The organism is Pseudomonas sp. NY15437, from assembly GCF_048068435.1.
Classification (GTDB): domain Bacteria; phylum Pseudomonadota; class Gammaproteobacteria; order Pseudomonadales; family Pseudomonadaceae; genus Pseudomonas; species Pseudomonas nitroreducens_B.
The window spans coordinates 63,503-86,292 of record NZ_JBLUQC010000001.1 but is presented as its reverse complement, the minus strand read 5'-3'; the positions used below and the strand labels follow the sequence as shown (position 1 = coordinate 86,292).

Here is a 22,790-nt window from a genome sequence, read left to right as displayed (position 1 = left end):
TAAAACCATAGCAATGGAATGTGATCTGTCACCCGTCGGCGGGCCGGACGCATCGTTCGCCAATGGATTTTTCATACCGGCTTGACCCTTTCTTCACTGCGCCACCGTCAGTCTCCACGACCATGCGCCAGGGGGTTATCGGGGGAGACCGCCAACTCCGGGGTGCAGCGGCGCGAGCGATACGCGTCGATCCCGCTCATTTCCGGAGACACGCCCGTGAACAACAAATTGCCACAGATCACCCTGGCCTTCTGGGTGATGAAGATCTGCGCCACCACCCTGGGGGAAACCGCCGGCGACCTGCTGTCGATGACCCTCAACGTCGGCTATGCGATCAGCTCGCTGATCCTCATCAGCCTGTTCCTCGTCACCCTGGTCGGCCAGCTCGCCAGCAAGCGCTACGTACCCTGGCTGTACTGGCTGGTGATCCTCTCCACCAGCACCGCCGGCACCACCATGTCCGACTTCATGGACCGCACCCTGGAGCTCGGCTATGCCACCGGCTCGGCGATCCTCATCAGCATCCTGGCGGCCATCTTCGCGGCCTGGCGCTTCAGCGGCACCTCGCTGTCGGTGGACAACATCCGCAGCTTCAAGGGCGAGATGTTCTACTGGGTCGCCATCCTCTTCTCCAACACCCTGGGCACGGCGCTGGGCGACTTCCTCGCCGACGACTCGGGCCTGGGCTTCGCCGGCGGCGCGCTGCTGATCGGCAGCCTGATCGCCGTGGTGGTGCTGCTGCACTACTTCACCAGGCTGTCCTCGGTGCTGCTGTTCTGGGTGGCCTTCGTGCTGACCCGTCCGTTCGGCGCCACCCTGGGCGACGTTCTGACCAAGTCCCACGAGAAGGGCGGGCTGGACTTCGGCACCATCGGCTCCTCGGCCATTCTCGCCGGCATCCTGGTGGCGCTGGTGGTGGTGGTCAGCGTGCGGCAGAAGCGCGAAGAGCAGGGCAGCGCCGCGGTGCTGTCGTCCTGACGAGCTGACCTGCAGCTCGTCCGCGACTGCGCGGCGGGCTAGCCTTGTGAAATTTGTTCTGTTATTTTTCATGAAAAATAATCAGAACAATTTCACGAGGTAGCGATGTTCCTGCGTTCGACCGAGCCGGTCGGCACCTACTACGCCGGCGCCAATCCCGAGCTGATCCAGCCCCGCGAAGCCCTTCGCGAACCGCTGGACTGCGACGTCCTGGTGATCGGCGCCGGCTTCAGCGGCCTGCACACGGCGCTGCAACTGGTCGAAGGCGGCCGCCAGGTCTGCATGATCGAGGCCAGCCGCATCGCCTGGGCCGCCTCCGGACGCAACGGCGGGCAGGCCCTGCCGGGTTGGTCCAGCGACCTGGGCCCCATCGAGGACGACCTCGGGCACGAAGGCGCGCTGCGCCTGTGGCAGGGCATGCTCTGGGCTGCCCTTGAGCTGCGCGACCTGCCGCAACGCCACGGCTTCGATTGCGACTACCGCATCGGCCACCTGTGGACCGCGGTGCTGCCGCGCCGGGTCGGTGCGCTCTACGACTGGCAGGCCGAAGCCAACCGTCGCTGGGGCTACGAAGGCCTGCAATTCATCCCCCGTGAAGACCTGCCGCAGTGGATCGCCAGCGACCGCTACCAGGCGGGCCTGTACGACCCGAACTCCGCGCACCTCAACCCGCTGAAGCTCGCCTACGGCCTGGCCGGCGCCATCGAGCGCGCCGGCGGGCGCATCTTCGAGCAGACCCGCGCGCTGAGCCTGCGCGAGACCGGCTCCGGCCATGAGGTGACCACCGAGCATGGCACCGTGCGCTGCGCCGCCCTGGTGCTGGCCTGCAATGCCTACATCGACGGGCTGGACCGCGACGTCTCCGAGCGCATCCTGCCGGTGGGCACCTACCAGGTTGCCACCGCGCCGCTGGGCGAAGAGTTGGCCCGTTCGCTGCTGCCGAAGAACTGCTGCGTCACCGACAACCAGTTCGTCCTCGACTACTTCCGCCTGACCCCCGACCATCGCCTGCTGTTCGGCGGCGGCTGCACCTACCTGGGCGGCATGCCCAGGGACATCCGCGCCGCCACGCGTCCCTACGTCGAGCGCGTGTTCCCGCAGCTCAAGGGTGTGGAGCTGGAATACGCCTGGGGCGGGCACATCGACTGCAGCATGCGCCGCACACCGGACATCGGCCGGCGCGGCGATCTCTACTGGCTGCAGGGCTATTCCGGCCACGGCGTGCTGCCGAGCCTGGCCGCCGCCCACGCGGTGAGCGAAGCCCTGTTCGGCCGCAGCGACGAGCTTGACCTCTATCAACGCATCCGCAATCCCGGGTTCCCCGGCGGCCAGCGCTTCGCCGCGCCCCTGGAAGCCGTGGGCAAGGCCTGGTATCGATTGCGGGACTTTGTCTAATTCGGAACCTGCCATGACCCAGACGGCCACCAACGAACACCTTGCCACGCTGATCCGCGACCTGCGCAAGCACAAGAACCTCACCCTGGGCGAGCTGGCCGAGCAGATCGGCCGCTCGGTGGGCTTCCTCTCCCAGGTCGAGCGCGGCCTGTCGCAACCCACCGTCGCCGACCTCACCGCGATCAGCGAAGCCCTTGGCGTGCCGACCACCTATTTCTATGCCGGCGACACCCGCCGCGAGCGCGACTGGGTGACCCGGCCAAACGACCGCCGCACCCTCTACTACGCCGGCGGCATCACCGACATCCTCGCCTCGCCGAACATGTCCGGCGGCTTCTCCCTGCTCGACAGCATCCTCGCCCCCGGCGCCACCAGCGGCGACGGGCACCTGGACGACAGCTCGGAGCAGGGCGGCTTCGTTCTCGAAGGCGAACTGACCATCTGGTACGAGGACGACACCGTCACCCTGTACGCCAACGACAGTTTCCAGCTGCCGCCGCACAGCCAGTTCCGCTACGGCAACCTGACCGACAAACCGACAAGGGTGCTCTGGATCTTCACCTGAATTTCGACCGGTACCTGCTGCGCTCGCCCATGCGGCGTTGGACGTCGGCTCGGATTGCTCCTTTAGCGGCCTAAACGCCGCATCCGAGCCGACTTCCGCCTTGCCTGGCCTTCGCTCGCCACGGTCCCGCCTCGAAATTGCTCCCAGCGCCCGAAAACAAAAGGCAAACCCAATGAACCGCCCGACCTATCCCGACCTGCTCAGCGAAGTTCGCGCCTTCCGCCAGCAATACCCGGACATCCGCTACGTCGACCTGATCTGCCTGGACATTCCCGGCCACTTCTACGGCAAGCGCTACCCCGTGGACATGCTGGAGAAGGTCGCCGCCGGCAGCCCGCTGAAACTGCCGCAGAACTGCGTGCTGCTGGGCGCACAGGGGGGCCTGCACCCCATTGGCGACTACTGCTTCAACGACGGCGACCCGGATGCGCCGCGCCGCCTGATCCCCGGCTCGCTCAAGCCGGTGCGCTGGGAGAATCAGCCGCTGGGGCAGATGCTGATCAGCTCCGACGGCACCGAGGCGCCCATCGAATTCGAACCGCGCGAAGTGCTCGCCCGCGTCATGCAGCGCCTGGAGTCCAAGGGCATCCGCCCGGTGGTGGCCTTCGAGCTGGAGTTCTACCTGTTCGACAGGAAGCTCGACGCCGGCCTGCCGCAATACCCCCGCGACCCGCTGTGCGATGACGAGGACGACCAACCGAACATGCACATCGAGCGCCTGTCGCGCTTCTCCGACGTGCTTCACGAGATCGTCGACGCCTCCCGTGAGCAGGGCGTGGACGCCAACGTCATCACCGCCGAAATCGGCCCGGGCCAGTTCGAGATCAACTTCGCCCACTGCGACGACGGCCTGCATGCCGCCGACCAGGCCGCGCTGTTCACCCGTGCCACCCGTGGCGTGGCGCTCAAGCACGGCTACCGCGCCAGCTTCATGAGCAAGCCGTACCTGCATGCGCCGGGCAGCGGCATGCACGTGCACGTCAGCCTGTACGACCGCGACGGCAACAACCTGCTCGACCGCGATCACCAGCAGGCCCTGCGCCATGCCGTGGCCGGCTGCCTGGAGCTGCTGCCGCACTGCATGCCGATCTTCGCCGCCAACCACAACGCCTACCGCCGCTACGGCTCCCGCGTGAACGCGGCGAGCAAGGCCAGCTGGGGCTTCGAGGACCGCGATGCGTGCATCCGCATTCCGGAGTCCGACGGCAAGAATCTGCGCATCGAGCACCGCCTGGCCGGCGCCGACGCCAACCCCTACCTGGTGCTCGCGGCGATCCTCACCGGCATGGAGCACGGCCTGGAAACCCGCCAGGAGCCGATTCCGCCGCTGAACGACGACCGCGCCAGCGGCATCGACTTCCCCCGCGACATGCTCGGCGCCGTCGCCGCCATGGAAAACCATCCGGTGGTGAAGGACGGTCTGGGCAGCGAGTTCGTCTTCGTCTACTGCGAGAACAAGCGCCACGACCACCTGGACTTCATGAACGAAGTCAGCGCGCGGGAGTACCGCTGGTTCCTCTGACGTGTGTTGCTCTCTGTAGGAGCGAGCTTGCTCGCGAACAGATCCGCAGCGGGGACAGGTTCGCGAGCAAGAACTAGGCGTCCCCCTCGCTCCTACGAAAAGCCGCAACTCCCGGCGAACGGCCGGGGATAGGGCCGCCCACGCTCGGGCCACCTGTAGGAGCGGGCCATGCCCGCGACCACCCGCCGGCTGCGAGCGTGAAATCATCGCGGACTCCGTCCGCGTTCGCCCACCCGCCACGCACCCGCGCCAGATTCTCTGAACCCGCTGCGCTTCCCGGTAGTCCATTCCCTGCATCCGGCAATCTCACAAGGAGCCACCGCATGGACTTCATCCGCATCCTCATCGCCATCATCCTGCCGCCGCTGGGCGTGTTCCTCCAGGTCGGTTTCGGCGGCGCGTTCTGGCTCAACATCCTACTGACGCTGCTCGGCTACATCCCCGGCATCGTCCACGCCGTGTACATCATCGCCAAGCGCTAGAGCGCCCGACTGCCCTCCCAGAAGTGCTCCGCCAGCATGCGCAGTTCCGCCGCCAGTTCCGCCATGCGCGCGGCGCTGCGCTGGCAGGTGCCGACCTGCGCCGCGTTGCTGTCGGCCGAGCCGCGAATGGCGTGCAGGCTGCGCTGCACGTCCTCGCTGGCGACGCCCTGTTCCTCGATGGCCTCGGCGATTTCCAGGCTCATCCGCTGGATCGCCGAAACCTGTTCGCTGATGCGCTCCAGCGTGCCCGCCGCCTGGCCGGCCTGGGCCAGGCTGGCGACCGCCTGCTCGCAGCAGTGCCAGAGCGCCCGCACCGACTCCTGCGCGCCCTGCTGAAGGTTGCCGACCAGCGTTTGAATGTCCCGCGCCGAGTTTTCCGTGCGCGAGGCCAGCGCCCGCACCTCGTCGGCGACGACCGCGAAACCGCGTCCGCTTTCCCCGGCGCGCGCGGCTTCGATGGCGGCGTTGAGCGCCAGCAGGTTGGTTTGCCCGGCAACGTCGCGGATCACCTCGAGCATCCGTGAGATCGCCGCACTGTGTTCCTGCTGTTGTTCCACCGCGTTGCTCGCCGCGCGCACGCCGGCTTCCAGCGCGGCGAGTTGCCCGCGCGTGCCGTGCACGTCCGCATGCCCGGCCTGGGTGATGCGTTCGCTGCACTGGGCGGCCACCGCGCTGTGCTGCGCATGCCGGGCGACCTCCTGGACGCTCTGCGCCAGCTGCTGCATGGCGCTGGCGACCTGTTCGGTCTCGCGCTGCTGCACCTGCGACGCGGCGCTGCCGCCGGCCATGGCGTCGGCCAGCGCGGCGGCGTGTTCGGCGAGTTGCCGCGAGGCGTCGGCCATGCGCCCGACCACCGCGGCGGTTTCCGCCTCCAGCATGCGCAAGGCGAAATCCAGCTCGCCGAACTCATCCGCGCGGCCCGCGTAGAGTTGCTGGCTCAGCGGGTTGCTGGCGATCTTCCGCGCCCGCGCCAGCAGCGCGCCCAGCGGTTGCAGGCGCAGCGCCAGCCAGGCGCCGGAGGCCCCCAGCGCCAGCAGGAACGCCAGGGGCATCAGCGGGGGCCACGCCAGCGCGAGAAGCGCGCCGCTGGCCTGCGCCGCCAGCAGGCCCAACAGCAGCTGCGTCACCAGTGTGAGGCGCGGCCGGTCCACCCGCTCCCCCGCCCGCAGGCGCGCATACAGCCGCTCGGCGGCGGCGACCTGCTCGGCGCCGGGGCGGGTGCGCACCGACTGGTATTCCACCACCTTGCCGCCGTGACGGATCGGCGTGACGAAGGCGCTGACCCAGTAGTGGTCGCCGTTCTTGCAGCGGTTCTTCACCAGGCCCATCCAGCTGCGCCCGGCTTGCAGCGTCTGCCAGAGATGGGCGAAGGCGGCGGGCGGCATGTCCGGGTGGCGCACGCGGTTGTGGTTGAAGCCCACCAGCTCCTCGGCGGCGAAACCGCTGATCTGGAGAAAGTCGGGGTTCACATGGGTGACCGCACCCTTGAGGTCGGTGGTGGAAAGAATGTTGGCGTTCGCCGGCACCTCCACCTGGCGCCCGGTGACGGGCAGGTTGTGCTTCATCGCTGGCGCTCCAGCTGGCTCTGGAACAGCTGCTCCGGCGCCAGCGGCTTGCTGAACAGGAAGCCCTGGGCGTGGCGGCAGCCTTCCTGGCGCAGGAAGTCGAGGTGCTCCTGGCGTTCCACGCCCTCGGCCACCACGTCCAGGCCGAGGCTGTGGCCCAGGCCGATGATGGCGCGGCAGATGGCGCTGAGCTCCGGGTCGTCCGGCACGCGGGTGATGAAGCTGCGGTCGACCTTGAGAATATGCAGCGGGTAGCGCTTGAGGTACCCCAGCGAGGAATAGCCGGTGCCGAAATCATCCAGCGCCAGGCGCACGCCCTCGGCGGCCAGTTCGCGCAGGCAGGCGAGGGTTTCCGCGCCGTCCTGCATCAGCAGGCTTTCGGTGATCTCCAGCACCAGGCTGCGCGGCGACAGGCCGCTCTCGGCGAGGATCCGCTGCACCCGCGCGGCGAAGCCTGGCTGCTGCAACTGCCGGCTCGACAGGTTCACCGAGCAGTACAGCCGGTGATGTCCCTGGCGCTGCCACAGCGCAGTCTGCCGGCAGGCCTGGCGCAGCACCCAGTCGCCGACCGGGACGATCTCACCGGATTCCTCCAGCGCCGGGATGAAGTCCAGCGGCGAGATCGACTGGCCGTCGTGCGTCCAGCGCAGCAGCACTTCCACCGCCTCCCAGCTCGGCGAGTCGCGGTCCAGGCGGACGATGGGCTGGTAGTGCAGGCTGAATTCCTCGCGGCGCAGCGCCTGCGCCAGTGCGCTTTCCAGGTCCAGCCGGCGCTGCGCCTCGGCCTGCAGCTCCAGGCTGAAGCGCGCGTATTGCGCCTTGCCGGCCTCCTTGGCGCGATACAGGGCGAGGTCCGCGGCCTGCAAGGTGTCGATGGCCTGGCCGTCGGTCATCAGCCCGGTGATGCCGATGCTGGCGCTGACCACCAGGGTGCGGCCATCCACATGCAGCGGCTGGCGCAGGCAGTCGAGCATGCGCTGCGCCACCTGTTCGGCGTCCACCAGGCTGGCCAGGTCGTCCAGCAGCACGACGAACTCGTCGCCGCCGAAGCGCGCCAGGTGGTCGCCCGGTCGCAGGCAGCGGAGCAGGCGCTGGGAGACTTCCACCAGCACGCGGTCGCCGACCGCGTGGCCGAGACTGTCATTGATCAGCTTGAAGCGGTCCAGGTCGATGAACAGCAGGCCGGCCTCGCGCGCGCCGGGGCGGCGCTGGCGCAGCAGCGCCTGTTGCAGCAGTTCGTCCAGGCGCAGGCGGTTACCCAGGCCGGTCAGCGGATCGTGCCGCGCGGCGTGGCTGAGCTGGTGCTCACTGGCCTTGTGCTGGCTGATGTCGGTCTGCGAGCCGGCCATGCGCCCATCGGTGATCACGCCGCGCGCCAGCACCCAGAGGTAATTGCCGTCGCGCTGGCGGATGCGGTACTCGTGGCTGAGCAGCGCGCTGCTGCCGCGCAGGTGCGCGTCGATGGCCTTGCGCAGGCCGGGCAGGTCGTCCGGGTGCACCCGGGCGAACCAGCTGGTGCTGCCTTCGCCCAGGTTGTCGCGGCTGAGCCCGAGCATGCGCGCCCAGCGCTCGGAGACGTAGAGGCGGTCGTTGCCCAGGTCCCAGTCCCAGATGCCGTCGTTGGCGCCGCGCAGGGCGCGGGCGTAGCGGGCCTCGCTGTCCTCCAGCGCCTGGCGCTGGGCGGCGCCGTAGGTGTCGATGGCCAGGGACATGTCGAAGAACACCCGCTTGAGCAGGCTGGCGTAGGTCCTGGCTTGCGGCGCATCGCCCATCAGGTCGGCGAGCATCTGGTCCAGGTACAGACGATAGGCGCCCAGGTACCACTTCAGCTCCACGCCGACCTGCTGGTGCACCAGCCCGATGCGCAGGCGGTCGCGCACGTACTCGGCGTCCTGCGGGGCATCCCACAGCTGGCGGTAGTATTCGAGCTGGCTGCACTTGAGCCGCGCCAGCGTTGCCGGCTCGGCGAGGATCGCGCCCAGCGGCGGGTAGTTGCGCAGGTGGTCGTAGAGTTGCTCGATGAAACGCTGGTGGCAGCCTTCCAGTTCGGCGGCGCGGCCGTGGAGACGGCGGCCGTCTTCCTCGCGCCACTCCAGGTAACTCAGGCGCTGATCGACTTCCATCGTCGACAGGCCGATGCGCTCGAGCACGCTATCGAGCTTGGGTCCCAGGCCCATGTTCGGCTCCTTGCGGGTCTGCTGTTTTTGTCGGGCATGAAAAAAGCGCCGGCCGCTCGCCTGGTCGAAGTCGACGGCGAGCAACGCGGCGCTTTGTCTTGCAGGTCCTTTCGTCCTGCCCGGCAAAGCCAGCTTCCGCAACGCGGAACGCGGGTGGTTGGCTTTTTACACCAGGGGCCGGGGCCCCGACAACTCCTGCAGCGCGCCACTCAGGCGCTGCCGCAGTTCGCCCAGCTCGCGGGAGCGAAAGGCGTGGCGGGTCCGCTCCAGCACGCCGATGGCGTCGGCCAGCAGCGCGAGCATGCGCGCCGAATCGCTCAACGGCGCGTCCTTGAACCATCGGCACAGTGGCGCCTGCTCACAGTCGCGCGGCCCTTCCATCACCGCGCAGGGCAGCTCATAGGCCGCCAGCAGCGCCCGAACCTGGCGCGCCAGCGCCGGGTCCTGGGACGTGACCAACAACTGGACCGGATACCGATGGAGAGTCATGAGGGGATACTCAATATCAGGAAGGCGCCAATGTACTGGGTAATGGCTATTTGATATTGATCTTTGTCATGGCCGCGTCGCCTCTCGCCTGGGCACCGACGGGTGGTGTGAGAGGACTCTCATCCGCCTCCGGCAAGCGGGCTGCGGAAACGAAAAAGCCGCGCTGATGCGCGGCTTTTCTGCGGAAAGGATGGTGGGCCCACACGGACTTGAACCGTGGACCAAAGGATTATGAGTCCTCTGCTCTAACCAACTGAGCTATAGGCCCCCAGAAGGCGGGCGGATTATACCGGGGCGTTCTGGCTGGCGCCAACCGGATGCAGCGGGACCAGGAAGCGGTTGGCAAAGGCGTCGGCTGGTAGCGGTGCGCTGAGGGCGTAGCCCTGGATCTGGTCGCAGCCTTCGGCTTCGAGGAAGCGTTCCTGGGCTTCGTGCTCCACCCCCTCGGCGATCACCGTGAGGTTCATGCTGCGGCCCAGGGCGATGATGGCGCGGGCGATGGCCGCGTCGTGCGGGTCGTCCGGCAGGCCGTGGACGAAGGACTGGTCGATCTTCAGGGTGTCCAGCGGCAGTTGCTTGAGGTAGCTGAGCGAGGAGTAGCCGGTGCCGAAGTCGTCGATGGCCAACTGCACGCCCAGGCGCTTGAGGCTGTGCAGGATGCTCAGCGCTTCCTCGGTCTGGTGCATGAGGAAGCTTTCGGTGATCTCCAGCTGCAGCCGCGACGGCTGCAGGTTGTACTGGCCGAGCAGTTCGCGGATGCGTTCGACCAGGGCGGTCTGGCGCAGCTGGGCGCCCGCGAGGTTGACCGAGAGCGGGCCGAAGGCGGCGTGGCTGTCCTGCCAGCGGCTCATCTGCCGGCAGGCTTCGCGCAGCACCCAGTCGCCGAGTGGCAGGATCAGGCCGTTTTCCTCGGCGAGGGGAATGAAGCGATCCGGTGAGATCGCGCCGAATTGCGGATGTTTCCAGCGGATCAGTGCTTCGGCGCCCACCAGTTGGCCGCTGGCGAGGGAGAGCTTGGGTTGGTAGTAGAGCTGCAGCTGGTCGCTTTCCAGCGCGCGGCGCAGTTCGTGCTCCAGGGCCATGCGCTCGGTGGCCTGGAAGGTCAGCTCGCGGGTGTAGAACTCGACGCGGTTGCGGCCCTGGGCCTTGGCCCGGTACATGGCGGCATCGGCGTTCTTTACCAGGGTGGCGACGTCGCCGCCGTCGCTGGGGTAGAGGCAGATGCCGATGCTGGCGCTGACGAAGAACTCCTGTTCGCCGGCGATGAACGGTTTTTCGAAGCAGAGCAGCAGCTTGTTCGCCACGTGCTCGGCATCCAGGGCGTGGTGCAGGCCGGGCAGCAGGATGATGAATTCGTCGCCGCCCTGGCGGGCGACGGTGTCGACGTCGCGCAGCTGTTCGCGCAGGCGTGTGGCGATGGATTTGAGCAGCAGGTCGCCCACCGGGTGGCCGAGGCTGTCGTTGATGTGCTTGAAGCGGTCGAGGTCGAGGAAGAGGACCGCGCCCTGCTGATGGTTTTCCTGCGCGTCCTTGAGCGCGCCGTTCAGGCGGCTTTCGAACAGCAGGCGGTTGGGCAGACCGGTGAGCGGGTCGTGGTGGGCCTGGTAGTCCAGCCGCGCCTGGGCGTACTTGAGCGTGGAGATATCGGCGAACACCCCGACATAGTGCGACAGGTCGCCGTCGGCGTTGCGCACGGCGCTGACGGTGAGCCATTCCGGGTACAGCTCCTGGTTCTTGCGCCGGTTCCAGATTTCGCCCTGCCAGTGGCCGTCGGCGTTGAGCTGGTGCCAGAGCGCGACGTAGAAGCTGCTGTCGTGCTGGCCGGAGGCGAGCAGGCGCGGGGAGCGACCGAGGGCTTCCTGTTCGCTGTAGCCGGTGATTTCGCTGAAGGCACGATTGACCGCAACGATCTGCTGGCGCGCGTCGGTGATCATCACGCCCTCGGCGGTGCTCTCGAACACGGTGGCGGCGAGGCGGAGTTTTTCCTGCATCTGCTGCTGCTCGGTGATGTCCCGGGCAATGGTCAGCATGCAGTCGTCATTGCCGATGGTGATGCGGTGGGCGGACAGCTCGCACAGGCGCAGGCTGCCGTCGCGGGTGCGGATCTGCGCGGTGAAGTCCGGTGCGCTGGCGGCGTTGTCGAGTATGCCCAGCAGGGTGCTGCGGTCAGCCGGGTTGGCCCACAGGCGCAGGTCCAGGGTGGAGCGCTCGGCGGCCTCCTCGCGGCTGTAGCCGGTGATGCGGGTGAAGCCCTGGTTCACTTCCACCAGCCGGCCGTCGCTGATGCGCGAGATGAGCATGCCGTCGGGGGAGGCGTGGAAGGCCTTGGCGAATTTCTCTTCGGAGACACGCAGCTGTTCCTGGGTTTCCTTGACCTGGGAAATGTTGCGCACCACCACCACCAGCGCCGGGACGTCGTCCAGGACGATGTGCTGGGCCGAGAGCAGGGCGGTGAAGCGTGTGCCGTCGCGGCGGTTGAGCGGGATCTCGACGTTGTTCAGCGGCTCGCCCTGCAAGCGCGCGAGCATCGCCGGGCCCATGCCCGGTTCGCCCCAGATGCCCAGTTCGGTGGAGGTCTTGCCCAGCGCCTCGCTGGCGGGGATGCCGATCTGCTGCTCGAAGGTGCTGTTCACCGCCAGCAACCGCCCGTCGACCTGGCGGGCGAGGACGATGATGTCCGGGCAGTGGTGGAATACCGAGGCGAACTTCTGCTCGGACAGCCGCAGGGCCTGTTCGGTGAACTTGGCATCGGTGATGTCGATCATCAGGCCGCGCAGAATCAGGTCGTCGCCGTGATGGATCAGCGTGACGATGTCGCGGATCCACACCACCCGCCCATCGGCGGCGAGCATGCGGTAATCGAAGCTGTGGTTGCGCCCGGCCTGGCTCTCGGTCAGGCAGTAGTGGATGGCGTGCTCGGCGTCGTCGGGGTGCAGCGTGCGCTGCCAGAAGCCGGGCTCGAGCCAGTCCTTGATCGGGTAGCCGAGCAGGTGCTGGGCGTGGGGCGAGACGTAGGTGAAGCGGTTTTCCGCCAGGCGCATTTCCCAGGCAATGGCGGTCAGGCTTTCCACCAGGCCGCGGTAGTGCTGCTCGCTGTCGCGCAGGGCCTGTTCGAGCTTTTCCCGGCGCTGCATCTCGCCGCGCAGGCGACGATTCATGGTGAACAGCACCAGCAGGACAAGGCCGGTCAGCAGGGCGATGGGGAGGACGAAGCGGAACACTTCCGGCCAGACGCTGCGGCGATCCACCAGGCCGCCGACCCAGGGCGCCTGCAGGGCTTCGATCTGCTCGGGCTTCATGTCGGCGAGGACTTTGTCGAGGATGCCAACGAGGATCGCCTGGTCCTTCGGCACGGCCATCGCCAACTGGTAGCGGTAGGGCGTCTCGCCGCTGATCTGCAGGCCTTCGAGCTTGAGTTGGCGCAGGTTCCAGACGCTGGAGGCGAGGTCGCCGACGAAGGCGTCGACCTGACCGGTGGCCAATGCCTGCAGCCCGGCGGCGATGCTGGGCAGCGGCTGCAGGTTGAGATCGGGGTGGTTGATGACCAGCAGCTCGTGCGGCGCATAGTGAGCCACCACGCCGACTTTCAGGCCGTACAGCTCCGCCACGTTCGCCGGTTCCGGACCGGTGCGGCGGGCGAGGATGATGATCGGGAAGTCGAGATAGGGACGCGTGAAGCTCAGGTAGTCGAGGCGCGTGGGGGTGGCCATGACGCCGGGCAGCAGGTCGACCTTGCCGGCGCGGGCCTGTTGCAGCAGGTCGTTCCAGTCCCTGGGTTCGACCGACGCCAGCTTCACCTTCAACTGCTCGCTGATGTACTTCACGTACACCGGGGCGAGGCCCTGGTAATGGCCTTCGGCGTCACGGAACTCGAAGGGCGGCCAGGACGCGTCGACGCCCAGGCGCAGGCTGGGATGGGCGTGCAGCCACTGCTGTTCCTCGGGCGTGAGGCTCAGGGCGAATGCCTGTCCCGCCCAGAATGCGAGGCACCACAGTAGAACTGCCTGCAGACGCGGCATGAAGGGCCTCATTCCAACCGGGGACTACGCCGAAGTGTAGACGTGGCACTTTGCCCAGTGGAAGGCCCAAAGAAAAACCCCCGGTTTTGGCCGGGGGTTCTTCGTCACTCGTCGAGGAAGGAGCGCAGATGCTCGCTTCGCGACGGGTGGCGCAGCTTGCGCAGCGCCTTGGCTTCGATCTGGCGGATACGCTCACGGGTCACATCGAACTGCTTGCCGACTTCCTCGAGGGTGTGGTCGGTATTCATGTCGATGCCGAAGCGCATGCGCAGGACCTTGGCTTCGCGAGCGGTGAGGCCGGCGAGGACTTCGCGGGTGGCTTCCTTGAGGCTCTCGCTGGTCGCCACTTCGATCGGCGACTGCATGGTGGAGTCCTCGATGAAGTCGCCCAGGTGCGAATCTTCGTCGTCACCGATCGGCGTTTCCATGGAGATCGGTTCCTTGGCGATCTTCAGGACCTTGCGGATCTTGTCTTCCGGCATGTCCATGCGTTCGCCCAGCTCTTCCGGGGTCGGTTCACGGCCCATCTCCTGCAGCATCTGGCGGGAGATACGGTTGAGCTTGTTGATGGTCTCGATCATGTGCACCGGAATACGGATGGTGCGGGCCTGGTCGGCGATCGAGCGGGTGATCGCCTGGCGAATCCACCAGGTGGCGTAGGTCGAGAACTTGTAGCCGCGACGGTATTCGAACTTGTCCACCGCCTTCATCAGGCCGATGTTGCCTTCCTGGATCAGGTCGAGGAACTGCAGGCCGCGGTTGGTGTACTTCTTGGCGATGGAGATCACCAGGCGCAGGTTCGCCTCGACCATTTCCTTTTTCGCACGACGGGCTTTCGCCTCGCCGATGGACATGGCGCGGTTGACGTCCTTGATCTCGGCGACGGTCAGCTGCGAGCTGGTTTCCAGGTCGACCAGCTTCTGCTGGTTGCGCAGGATGTCGTCACGCAGACGCTCGATGGCTTCGGCGTACTTGGGCTTGCCCTTGAGGACGGTGTCGACCCAGGCGGTGTCGGTTTCGTGGCCGGGGAACTGGCGCAGGAAATCGGCACGCGGCATGCGCGCATCACGCACGCACAGCTGCATGATGGCGCGTTCCTGGCGGCGGACACTGTCCAGCGAATCACGGACCTTGGCCACCAGCACGTCGAACTGCTTGGGCACCAGCTTGATCGGCATGAACAGTTCGGCCAGGGCGAGCATTTCCTCGTTGGCCTGTTTGCTGCCGCGGCCATGCTTCTTCAGGGCCTTCTTGGTCTTTTCCAGCTGCTCGGACACGGCGCCGAAACGACGGGCGGCTTCTTCCGGGTCCGGACCGCCATCGCCTTCGTCTTCATCGGAGCTTTCGCCGTCGGACTCTTCGTCCTCTTCGTCCTTTTCCTTGGCTTCGGCGTCATCCTTCAGGCCGACCGGCTCGACTTCCTCGGCCGGCAGGCTGCCGTCGTCCGGGTCGATGTAGCCGCTGAGGATGTCCGACAGGCGGCCGCCTTCGGCGACCACTCGGTTGTACTCTTCGAGGATGCCGTCCACCGCGCCCGGGAACTGGGCGATGGCGCTCATCACTTCGCGGATGCCTTCCTCGATGCGTTTGGCGATTTCGATCTCGCCTTCGCGGGTCAGCAGTTCCACGGTACCCATTTCACGCATGTACATGCGCACCGGGTCGGTGGTGCGGCCAACGTCGCTCTCTACCGCGGCAAGGGCGGCAGCGGCTTCTTCGGCGGCAGCTTCGTCGGTATCGGTTTCCGCCAGCAACAGGGCATCCGCATCCGGGGCTGTCTCGAATACGTTGATCCCCATGTCGTTGATCATGCGGATGATGTCTTCTACCTGTTCCGGATCAGAGATATCCTCCGGCAGGTGGTCGTTGACCTCCGCGTAAGTCAGGTAACCCTGCTCACGACCACGGGTGATCAACTCTTTGAGACGAGATTGCTGTTGCGCTTTTCCGGACATAACACCCTATCCACTGAAGGTCTTGGCGGGCTGAAATAAGCTGAGGATTATACCAGATTCGAGGCTTCAGGCGCCAGTTCAGCTCTGGCTGCCTGTTGAAGAGGGGGTGCGGTAATGCTCGCGCAGTAACGCTTTCTCTTCGTCGGTCAGTTCACTGGGATTCTTTCGCAGCACGCTGTGCAGGCGGGCTTCGCGGCTGCTGAGCAGCTGGTTGTGTGCAAGTGTAGTAATGGTGTCGATGAACTGCTTTTCAAGATTGCCGTCGTCGATCAGCCACTCTTTCCCCGCCAGCACCTGCAGCAAGCGCCCTTGCGGGGTTCCGTGCCAGCGCGCGATCAGGTGCATCGAGCTCTGTTTCGGATTCTTCTGCAACGCTTCGACCAGTGCGGCGAGCAGTTGCGAGTAGGTTTGTCCTTCGTTGGAGAAGTGGCTCGCATCCTCGACGCTCTGCGCCAGTTGCGGATGGTGCAGCAGGGTGCGCAGCGCGGTCAGGGTCGGCGATTCGACGCTGATCTCGGTGCGTGGCTGGCGTGGCGTGAACTCGCCTTTCTTGCCCTTGCCGTCCCATTTGCGATCGCCCTTCCAGGGCTTCTTGCCCTGCTTGGCGCCGCCGTTGCCGGCGGAAAATTCCTGCGGCGCTTCGAAGTAATTCGAGGCGTCCTGGTAATGACTGTCACCCTGCTCGGCGAATTGGCCCGCGAACTGGCCCATGTCGTAGTCGGCGTATTCGTGGGCGTGCTGGTCCGAACCGTGCGCCTGTGCCGAGGCGGGGGCGTGGCTGGGTTTTCCCTGGCCGGTCAGGCCGGAGCGCGGCGCGCTGATCTGGCTGAGCGCCTCGGCGGACAGGCCGGTGATTTCGCCCAGGCGCTGGCGCATCAGCAGGCGCAGGGTATTGCCGGGGATCTTCTCCAACAGCGGCCCGGCCAGCGTCGCCAGGTGCGCCTTGCCTTCGAGTGTGCTCGGGTCGGCTTCCTGAGTCAGTTGCTGGAAGAAGTAATCCGCCAGCGGCTGTGCCTGGTGGGCGAGGCGGGCGCGGAAGGCGTCGGGGCCTTCGGCACGGACCAGGCTGTCCGGGTCTTCGCCTTCGGGCAAGAACAGGAAGCGCACCTTGCGCCCGTCCTGCAGGTTGCCCAGCGCCGACTCCAGCGCGCGCCAGGCGGCATTGCGGCCGGCCTGGTCGCCGTCGAAGCAGAAGAGGATGTTCGGCACGATGCGGAACAGCCGCTTGATGTGCTCTTCGCTGGTGGCCGTACCCAGCGTGGCCACTGCGTTGCGGATGCCCTGCTGCGCCAGTGCGATGACGTCCATGTAGCCTTCGACCACCATGATCTCGTCAAGATCCCGGTTGTTCTTCCGCGCTTCGTACAGGCCGTAGAGCTCCTGGCCTTTATGGAAGACCGGGGTTTCCGGCGAGTTCAGGTATTTCGGCTTGTCGTCGCCCAGCACCCGGCCGCCGAAGGCGATCACCCGGCCGCGGCTGTCGCGGATGGGGAAGATCACCCGGTCGCGGAAGCGGTCGTAGCGCTTGCCGCTGTCGGGGTTTTCCACCAGCAGGCCGGCGTCGAGCATGGCCTTGAGCTGCAGGTTGTCGCCGCCCAGGTTCTTCAGCAGGTTGTCCCAGCCCGGCGGGGCGAAGCCCAGGCCGAAGTCGCGGGCGATCTCGCCGGTCAGGCCGCGGCCCTTGAGGTACTCCACCGCGGCCTTGCGCGCCGGGTGGCTTTTCAGTGCCTGGCGGTAGAAGTCGGCGGCGGCGGCCAGCAGCGGGTACAGCGGCGAATCCACCGGTTGCCGCGGCTTGTTGCCGCGCCGGCCTTCCTCACGGGGGACGTCCATGCCGGCGCGCTTGGCCAGGTCCTCGACCGCCTGGACGAAGTCCAGCTGGTCGTGGTCCATGATGAAGCCGAGCGCGTTGCCGCCGGCGCCGCAGCCGAAGCAGTAATAGAACTGCTTGTCGGGGCTGACGGTGAAGGAGGGAGTCTTCTCCTTGTGGAACGGGCAGCAGGCGCTGTAGTTCTTGCCGGTCTTCTTCAGCTGGATGCGCGAACTCACCACATCGAGAATGTCGGTGCGGTTGAGCAGGTCATCGATGAAGGATTGTGGAATCAGGCCGGCCATAGACTCATCGGGACGCAGGGTGGACCCAAGCATAGCGCCCGGCGGCGAGGCCGCGAGCGAGGCTTGAGACTAAGCATGGGCTTGAAAAGCAAAAACTCCGAAGTCCGCTGGCGCGAATCGGAGTGGGGTGCCGTGTTTCAGGCACTCGCCCGGCGAGTGGGCCGGGCGATGCGGAAAGCGTGCGACGAAGCGCTGTAACTCAGTACAGGCGCTCGCGGCGGCGCTGCTCGCGCTGCACTTTCTTGGCGTGACGCTTAACAGCGGCAGCGGCCTTGCGCTTGCGTTCGGCGGTCGGCTTTTCGTAGAACTCACGGCTACGGACTTCGGCCAGTACGCCTGCTTTTTCGCAGGAGCGCTTGAAACGACGCAGAGCTACGTCGAAGGGTTCGTTCTCTTTAACTTTGACGGCGGGCATCCAGGTCGTACCTTCAATGATTACCGGAGGATTTATCGCGCTCCTGACGGTTGTTCGGAGTCGGCGGTTTTCAAGGGTTGCGGATATTAAACGTTCGGAAGGAGGAATGCAAAGCCTCCGATCGAAAAGCACTGGTCCGAAGCCCAGCCGGCGATTATGATGCGCGGCTTCAATTTTGCCCAGAGTAAAGGCTCAAACCCATGCTAGTGCTGGGGTTGGAAACCTCCTGCGACGAGACCGGCGTCGCCCTGTACGACAGCGAGAAGGGCCTGTTGGCCGACGCGCTGTTCAGCCAGATCGACCTGCACCGTGTATACGGTGGCGTGGTCCCCGAACTGGCTTCCCGTGATCACGTCAAGCGCATGCTGCCGCTGATTCGCCAGGTGCTGGACGAGTCCGGCCGCACCGCCGATGACATCGACGCCATCGCCTACACCGCCGGCCCCGGCCTGGTGGGCGCGCTGCTGGTCGGCGCGTCGTGCGCCCAGGCCATGGCGTTCGCCTGGGGCATACCGGCCGTCGGCGTGCACCATATGGAAGGCCATCTGCTGGCGCCCATGCTGGAAGAGCAGCCGCCGCAGTTCCCGTTCGTCGCCTTGCTGGTGTCCGGCGGCCACACCCAACTGGTGCGGGTGGATGGCATCGGCCAGTACCAGGTACTCGGCGAGTCGGTGGACGACGCCGCCGGCGAGGCTTTCGACAAGACCGCCAAGCTGCTCGGCCTGGGCTACCCCGGTGGCCCGGAGATCGCCCGCCTGGCCGAGCGCGGCAGCGCTGGTCGCTTCGTCTTCCCGCGGCCGATGACCGACCGCCCGGGGCTCGACTTCAGCTTCAGCGGCCTGAAGACCTTCGCCCTGAATACCTGGCAGCGCTGTGTCGCCGAGGGTGACGACAGCGAACAGACCCGCTGCGACATCGCCCTGGCGTTCCAGACCGCGGTGGTCGAGACCCTGACCATCAAGTGCAAGCGCGCGCTCAAGCAGACGCACCTGAAGAACCTGGTGATCGCCGGCGGCGTCAGCGCCAACCAGGCGCTGCGCCAGCACCTGGAGAAGATGCTCGGCGAAATGAAGGGCCAGGTGTTCTACGCCCGTCCGCGCTTCTGCACCGATAACGGCGCGATGATCGCCTATGCTGGCTGCCAGCGCCTGGTGGCGGGGCAGCAGGACGGCCCGTCGATCGGCGTGCAGGCGCGTTGGCCAATGGAGTCGTTGCCTGCCGTCTGAAGCCGGAAGCTGAAAGCGACAAGCTTGAAGCTGCAAGCGGCACTTTGCGGCTTTCGCTTGCAGCCTGCCGCTTATGGCTTGAAGCTGCTTTTCCTAGAAATGACGCTCGCGCCCGGCGATCAGGTCGCGCAGGTTGCTGCGGTGACGCCAGACGATCAAGCCGGTGAGCACGGTCATCGGCAAGAGTGCCGAGGGTTCCTGCCAGGCCAGCAGCGGCAGGGTGAGCGGAGTGGCCACCAGGGAAGCCAGCGAACTGGTGCGCGACAGCTTGAAGGTGACCAGCCAGGCCACTGCCGCGAGCAGCGCGGCGGGTGGGTAGAGTGCCAGCAACATGCCGGCGGCGGTGGCGACGCCCTTGCCGCCACGGAAATTGAAGTACAACGGGTAGAGGTGACCGATCACCGCTGCCAGCCCGACCCAGGCCTGCTGCATGTCGGTCAGGCCGATCTGGCGGGCGATCAGCACGGGCAGCAACCCCTTGGCGAGGTCGCCCAGCAGGGTGAGGATGGCGATCTTCTTGCCGGCCAGGCGCAGCATGTTGGTGGCGCCGGGATTGCCCGAGCCGCTGGCGCGCGGGTCGGCGGTGCCGAACAGGCGACTGAGGAGTACCGCGAAGGACAGTGATCCGAGCAGGTAGGCGAGGATCGCCAAGAACCAGAACATGGTTTCCACCGGAGACGAGGTCGTTTCCGATTCTAACGGGGTGCCGGCCGCTTGTCGTGTCGCCTTGGAGCATGCAGTCAGTGGACAGAGTTTTCATCGAGGGGCTGGAAGTGGATACCGTGATCGGTGTCTACGACTGGGAACGGGGTATCCGGCAGTGCCTGCGCCTGGACCTGACGCTGGGCTGGGACAACCGCCCGGCGGCGGCCGACGACGACATCGCCAAGGCCCTGGACTACGCCGTGCTCTCCGAGCGGGTCATGGCGTTTGCCCGTGACGCGCACTTCCAGCTGGTGGAAACCTTCGCCGAGCGCCTGGCCGCATTGCTGATGGCGGAGTTCGGCATCCAGTGGCTGCGCCTGAAAGTCACCAAGCCCGGCGCCGTTGCGGCGGCCATCGGCGTGGGTGTGGAGATCGAACGCGGATGCCGCTGACCACGGTCTACCTCGGGCTGGGCAGCAACGTCGAGCGCGAGCGCCATCTGCTCGCCGGGCTGGAAGCGCTGGGCGAATTCCTCCAGGACATCCGCTGCTCGCCGGTGTTCGAGAGCGAGCCGGTGGGGATTCGCAGCGGCCCGTTCTACAACTTCGTGGTCGTCGCGCGCACCGACCTGCCGCTGGCGGAGCTGAGCCTGCGGCTCAAGCACATCGAGGCGGACAACGGCCGCTACGCGCCGGAGCGCAAGGGCCTGCCGCTGGATATCGATGTGTTGCTGTATGGCGAGCTGCACGGTGAGTTCGACGGCCTGACGCTGCCGCGCGCCGAGGTGCTGAAGAATGCCTTCGTGCTCTGGCCGCTGGCGTTGCTGGCGCCCGAGGTGAAGCATCCGGGGGCGCAGCGTTCGTTTGCCGAATTGTGGGCGGATTCGCAGATCGGGCAGAAGCTCTGGCCGGTGCCTTTCCAGTGGCGGGGCGTGGAGCTGACGCCGAAGGCGCTGATCGAGGCGCATCCGGCGGCTTGAGCTTGCAGCGGTGCCCGTCTGGGCACCTGGCCAGCCTTTTGTAGGAGCGAGCTTGCTCGCGAACAGAGGTCACCGGCCAGGCGAGCGCTGGGCGGGTTCGCGAGCAAGCTCGCTCCTACAGGGTGGCTCCGCCTGCCGAATTCTCCTTATAGGCCTTCAGGGCCGTCAGTCGCTCACGCTTGAGCGCTTCGCCCAGCTCGGCGCCCTTATATCCCTTCTCCAGCAGCGGTTGCACCGCTACCGCCCGGGCGGCCTGGGCGGCGCCGCGCAGGTAGTCGGCCTGTGGATAAGCCCGATCCTCCAGGCCGTGCCGGCCTCGGGCGTCCATTTCGCTGGCGGCGAGAAACTCTTCGAAGCGCTGCGGCCGGCGATAGACGTCGAAGGACTGCAGCAGCTCGAGGATGGTGTTCGGGCGCAGCTCCAGCGCGCGGTGGCAGTGGGTGTGGTACTCGCCGACCAGCCGCGCCAGCTCCTGGCAGTCCCGCGGGACCTTGAAGCGCGCATTGATCGCGTCGATCAGCGGCAGGCCCAGATGCTCGTGCGCGTGGTGCCTGGGCCATTCTTCCTCGCGGGTTTCGCCCTTGCCCACGTCGTGCACCAGGCAGGCCCAGCGCACGCTCAGCGGCTGGTCGAATCTGGCGCATTCGCGCAGCACGGCCAGCACGTGCTCGCCGGTATCCACCTCCGGGTGATGCTGCGGCGGTTGCGGCACGCCGAACAGCGCGTCGACTTCCGGCATCAGCACGGCCAGGGCGCCACAGTCGCGCAGGACCTGGATGAACACATCCGGGCGCGATTCCATCAGCGCGCGAGAGATTTCCTTCCAGCTGCGTTCCGCCGTCAGCGCTTCCAGCTCGCCGGATTCCGACAGCTCGCGCATCAGCGCCAGGGTTTCCGGCGCCACGGAGAAGCCCAGCGGGGCATAGCGGGCGGCGAAGCGGGCGACGCGCAGCACACGCAGCGGGTCTTCGGCGAAGGCGGGGGAGACGTGGCGCAGCAGGCGCGCTTCGAGGTCTTGCTGGCCATGGTAGGGGTCGACGACGTGGCCGTGGTCGTCCTCGGCCATGGCGTTGATGGTCAGGTCGCGGCGGATCAGGTCGTCTTCGAGGGTGACGTCGGGGCTCGCATAGAAGGTGAAGCCGCCGTAGCCGCGCCCGCTTTTGCGTTCGGTGCGGGCGAGGGCGTACTCCTCACCGGTCTGTGGGTGGAGAAACACCGGGAAGTCGGCGCCCACCGGGCGATAGCCCTGGGCAAGCATGTCGTCGGCGCTGGCGCCGACCACCACCCAGTCGGTGTCGCTGAAGGGGATGCCGAGCAGGCGATCGCGCACGGCGCCGCCCACCTTGTAGATCTGCATGAAGCTGTCTCCTGTTCTGCGGGATAGCTTCGGGGTTTGCGGCGGGTGGGGCAAGCGCGGCGGGATGTTGGGCGCGCGCGTAGGAGCAACTGTCTTCTTCTGGGGGAGTCTGTGCCGATGCATGCCCCTCACCCCAGCCCTCTCCCGAGGGGAGAGGGGGCAGTCCGAGCCGACTGACGCCAAGCTTTCATCCTGCGCCGAACGGTCCCCTCTCCCCCTGGGAGAGGGTTAGGGTGAGGGCCAACCCGAGTGCAGATATATATCTCGTAGGAGCGGACTTCGTCCGCGATAGGTTCGCATCGCGCCGGATGGCATCGCGGACGGAGTCCGCTCCTACGGGGAATTACGGTGCGGCGGCGGGAATCTGCTGGAGCAGCGCGCCGACGGCGTCCTGCAGCAGGGCGGCGCTGGCGTGGGCGGGGCTCAGGCCGGTGCTGACGGTGCCTTCCCAGAGCGTCTGTTCCTGCGCATCGGTCAGGCGCAGGCGCAACGTGCCGGTTTCATCGCGCAGGCGGTGGATGGCGAGGTAAGGCCCGAGCGGGTTGGGCGGCGGCGTGTCGACCTTGAATTCCAGCGGCGCGTCCTGCAGCGCCAGCCAGTAGTAGACGCGCAGCTGTGGCACGGCGCTTTCGCGGTAGCCGCGTTCGATCAGGCCCTGGCGCACCTGGGCGTTGATCAGCGGATAGCGGCTGCGGTAGGGCAGGGCGTCGACGGCGTTTTCCGGTGGCATCAGCTGGAAGTCGCGCAACCCGGCCAGGCGCGCATCGGCGGGATGCGCGACCTGGGCGTGGGGGACGGGGTTGCTGCAGGTCGCGACAGCAAGGCAGAGCAGGAGAATGGCGAACAGGCGCATGGCGGTCTCCACCGGTCTTGCCGCCATGCTCGTGGTCCTCGTTCGCGCCGGTC

At 66.7% G+C, this 22,790-nt stretch carries 18 protein-coding genes and 1 tRNA gene; 8 read left to right on the top strand and 11 right to left on the bottom strand.

Annotation, left to right across the window (positions count from 1 at the left end; all coding sequences use genetic code 11):
* Positions 1-258 precede the first annotated feature (258 nt).
* From ACNFIA_RS00420 to ACNFIA_RS00400, 5 genes are all read left to right on the top strand, one after another.
* Complete coding sequence (locus ACNFIA_RS00420) at positions 259-978, top strand: hypothetical protein (protein WP_416782987.1); 720 nt, start codon at positions 259-261, stop codon at positions 976-978.
* Between the two features lie 105 nt (positions 979-1,083).
* Entirely contained in the window at positions 1,084-2,373 is a 1,290-nt protein-coding gene (locus tag ACNFIA_RS00415) for an NAD(P)/FAD-dependent oxidoreductase (protein ID WP_416782508.1), read from the top strand.
* A 13-nt stretch (positions 2,374-2,386) separates the two neighbouring features.
* Positions 2,387-2,938, top strand: coding sequence for a helix-turn-helix domain-containing protein (locus ACNFIA_RS00410; protein ID WP_416782507.1), 552 nt, complete (start codon positions 2,387-2,389; stop codon positions 2,936-2,938).
* 172 nt (positions 2,939-3,110) lie between these two features.
* Positions 3,111-4,460, top strand: coding sequence for a glutamine synthetase family protein (locus ACNFIA_RS00405; RefSeq protein WP_259758944.1), 1,350 nt, complete (start codon positions 3,111-3,113; stop codon positions 4,458-4,460).
* A 323-nt stretch (positions 4,461-4,783) separates the two neighbouring features.
* Positions 4,784-4,942: a YqaE/Pmp3 family membrane protein gene (locus tag ACNFIA_RS00400; protein WP_259758945.1), complete on the top strand. Its 159-nt coding sequence runs from the start codon at positions 4,784-4,786 to the stop codon at positions 4,940-4,942.
* Here ACNFIA_RS00400 and ACNFIA_RS00395 read toward each other — a convergent pair.
* The 8 genes from ACNFIA_RS00395 to rpsU all read right to left on the bottom strand — a co-directional run bounded on the left by ACNFIA_RS00395 (position 4,939) and on the right by rpsU (position 17,677).
* Positions 4,939-6,507 carry a PAS domain-containing methyl-accepting chemotaxis protein gene (locus tag ACNFIA_RS00395; RefSeq protein WP_416782506.1) on the bottom strand — a complete coding sequence of 523 codons (1,569 nt, stop codon included), beginning with the start codon at positions 6,505-6,507 and terminating at the stop codon, positions 4,939-4,941. The two genes, ACNFIA_RS00400 and ACNFIA_RS00395, sit on opposite strands and share 4 nt — an antisense overlap.
* Positions 6,504-8,684: a putative bifunctional diguanylate cyclase/phosphodiesterase gene (locus tag ACNFIA_RS00390; RefSeq protein ID WP_416782505.1), complete on the bottom strand. Its 2,181-nt coding sequence runs from the start codon at positions 8,682-8,684 to the stop codon at positions 6,504-6,506. The genes ACNFIA_RS00395 and ACNFIA_RS00390 overlap by 4 nt, the downstream gene beginning before the upstream one ends.
* A 165-nt stretch (positions 8,685-8,849) precedes the next feature.
* Positions 8,850-9,173, bottom strand: a complete 324-nt coding sequence (locus ACNFIA_RS00385; protein WP_416782504.1) for a hypothetical protein — start codon at positions 9,171-9,173, stop codon at positions 8,850-8,852.
* 191 nt (positions 9,174-9,364) lie between these two features.
* Positions 9,365-9,441 (bottom strand) — tRNA-Ile (locus tag ACNFIA_RS00380).
* Between the two features lie 16 nt (positions 9,442-9,457).
* Positions 9,458-13,192: a bifunctional diguanylate cyclase/phosphodiesterase gene (locus ACNFIA_RS00375; protein ID WP_416782503.1), complete on the bottom strand. Its 3,735-nt coding sequence runs from the start codon at positions 13,190-13,192 to the stop codon at positions 9,458-9,460.
* 104 nt (positions 13,193-13,296) lie between these two features.
* Positions 13,297-15,147 carry an RNA polymerase sigma factor RpoD gene (gene rpoD / locus ACNFIA_RS00370; RefSeq protein ID WP_259758957.1) on the bottom strand — a complete coding sequence of 617 codons (1,851 nt, stop codon included), beginning with the start codon at positions 15,145-15,147 and terminating at the stop codon, positions 13,297-13,299.
* A 78-nt stretch (positions 15,148-15,225) separates the two neighbouring features.
* Positions 15,226-17,262 (bottom strand): DNA primase, encoded by a 2,037-nt coding sequence (gene dnaG, locus ACNFIA_RS00365; RefSeq protein WP_416782502.1) that lies wholly within the window; start codon positions 17,260-17,262, stop codon positions 15,226-15,228.
* 199 nt (positions 17,263-17,461) lie between these two features.
* The gene (gene rpsU / locus ACNFIA_RS00360; RefSeq protein ID WP_003085057.1) at positions 17,462-17,677 is read right to left on the bottom strand and encodes a 30S ribosomal protein S21; all 216 of its coding nucleotides are present in this window, start codon (positions 17,675-17,677) and stop codon (positions 17,462-17,464) included.
* A 200-nt stretch (positions 17,678-17,877) separates the two neighbouring features.
* Here rpsU and tsaD point away from each other — a divergent pair, with 200 nt between their 5' ends.
* Positions 17,878-18,903, top strand: coding sequence for a tRNA (adenosine(37)-N6)-threonylcarbamoyltransferase complex transferase subunit TsaD (tsaD, locus tag ACNFIA_RS00355; protein ID WP_416782501.1), 1,026 nt, complete (start codon positions 17,878-17,880; stop codon positions 18,901-18,903).
* 93 nt (positions 18,904-18,996) lie between these two features.
* Here tsaD and plsY read toward each other — a convergent pair whose 3' ends face one another.
* Positions 18,997-19,566, bottom strand: a complete 570-nt coding sequence (gene plsY, locus ACNFIA_RS00350) for a glycerol-3-phosphate 1-O-acyltransferase PlsY (protein ID WP_259758960.1) — start codon at positions 19,564-19,566, stop codon at positions 18,997-18,999.
* 80 nt (positions 19,567-19,646) lie between these two features.
* On the opposite strand from plsY, the gene folB reads away from it, so the two are divergent.
* Together folB and folK are read left to right on the top strand one after the other, a co-directional pair.
* Entirely contained in the window at positions 19,647-20,000 is a 354-nt protein-coding gene (folB, locus tag ACNFIA_RS00345; RefSeq protein ID WP_138525588.1) for a dihydroneopterin aldolase, read from the top strand.
* The gene (gene folK / locus ACNFIA_RS00340) at positions 19,991-20,527 is read left to right on the top strand and encodes a 2-amino-4-hydroxy-6-hydroxymethyldihydropteridine diphosphokinase (RefSeq protein ID WP_416782500.1); all 537 of its coding nucleotides are present in this window, start codon (positions 19,991-19,993) and stop codon (positions 20,525-20,527) included. Before folB ends, folK begins: the two co-directional genes overlap by 10 nt.
* A 115-nt stretch (positions 20,528-20,642) precedes the next feature.
* Here folK and ACNFIA_RS00335 read toward each other — a convergent pair whose 3' ends face one another.
* Together ACNFIA_RS00335 and ACNFIA_RS00330 are read right to left on the bottom strand one after the other, a co-directional pair.
* A complete protein-coding gene (locus tag ACNFIA_RS00335) occupies positions 20,643-21,884 on the bottom strand; it encodes a multifunctional CCA addition/repair protein (protein WP_416782499.1) in 1,242 nt (413 codons plus the stop codon).
* Between the two features lie 343 nt (positions 21,885-22,227).
* Entirely contained in the window at positions 22,228-22,737 is a 510-nt protein-coding gene (locus ACNFIA_RS00330) for a DUF4136 domain-containing protein (RefSeq protein WP_416782986.1), read from the bottom strand.
* Positions 22,738-22,790: the final 53 nt, after the last annotated feature.

Bases quoted from the DNA above. Each gene is read 5' to 3' on its own strand.
- ACNFIA_RS00420 (WP_416782987.1), top strand. From the start codon at position 259: ATGAAGATCTGCGCCACCACCCTGGGGGAAACCGCCGGCGACCTGCTG.
- ACNFIA_RS00415 (WP_416782508.1), top strand. From the start codon at position 1,084: ATGTTCCTGCGTTCGACCGAGCCGGTCGGCACCTACTACGCCGGCGCC.
- ACNFIA_RS00410 (WP_416782507.1), top strand. From the start codon at position 2,387: ATGACCCAGACGGCCACCAACGAACACCTTGCCACGCTGATCCGCGAC.
- ACNFIA_RS00405 (WP_259758944.1), top strand. From the start codon at position 3,111: ATGAACCGCCCGACCTATCCCGACCTGCTCAGCGAAGTTCGCGCCTTC.
- ACNFIA_RS00400 (WP_259758945.1), top strand. From the start codon at position 4,784: ATGGACTTCATCCGCATCCTCATCGCCATCATCCTGCCGCCGCTGGGC.
- ACNFIA_RS00395 (WP_416782506.1), bottom strand. From the start codon at position 6,507: ATGAAGCACAACCTGCCCGTCACCGGGCGCCAGGTGGAGGTGCCGGCG.
- ACNFIA_RS00390 (WP_416782505.1), bottom strand. From the start codon at position 8,684: ATGGGCCTGGGACCCAAGCTCGATAGCGTGCTCGAGCGCATCGGCCTG.
- ACNFIA_RS00385 (WP_416782504.1), bottom strand. From the start codon at position 9,173: ATGACTCTCCATCGGTATCCGGTCCAGTTGTTGGTCACGTCCCAGGAC.
- ACNFIA_RS00375 (WP_416782503.1), bottom strand. From the start codon at position 13,192: ATGCCGCGTCTGCAGGCAGTTCTACTGTGGTGCCTCGCATTCTGGGCG.
- rpoD (WP_259758957.1), bottom strand. From the start codon at position 15,147: ATGTCCGGAAAAGCGCAACAGCAATCTCGTCTCAAAGAGTTGATCACC.
- dnaG (WP_416782502.1), bottom strand. From the start codon at position 17,262: ATGGCCGGCCTGATTCCACAATCCTTCATCGATGACCTGCTCAACCGC.
- rpsU (WP_003085057.1), bottom strand. From the start codon at position 17,677: ATGCCCGCCGTCAAAGTTAAAGAGAACGAACCCTTCGACGTAGCTCTG.
- tsaD (WP_416782501.1), top strand. From the start codon at position 17,878: ATGCTAGTGCTGGGGTTGGAAACCTCCTGCGACGAGACCGGCGTCGCC.
- plsY (WP_259758960.1), bottom strand. From the start codon at position 19,566: ATGTTCTGGTTCTTGGCGATCCTCGCCTACCTGCTCGGATCACTGTCC.
- folK (WP_416782500.1), top strand. From the start codon at position 19,991: ATGCCGCTGACCACGGTCTACCTCGGGCTGGGCAGCAACGTCGAGCGC.
- ACNFIA_RS00335 (WP_416782499.1), bottom strand. From the start codon at position 21,884: ATGCAGATCTACAAGGTGGGCGGCGCCGTGCGCGATCGCCTGCTCGGC.
- ACNFIA_RS00330 (WP_416782986.1), bottom strand. From the start codon at position 22,737: ATGCGCCTGTTCGCCATTCTCCTGCTCTGCCTTGCTGTCGCGACCTGC.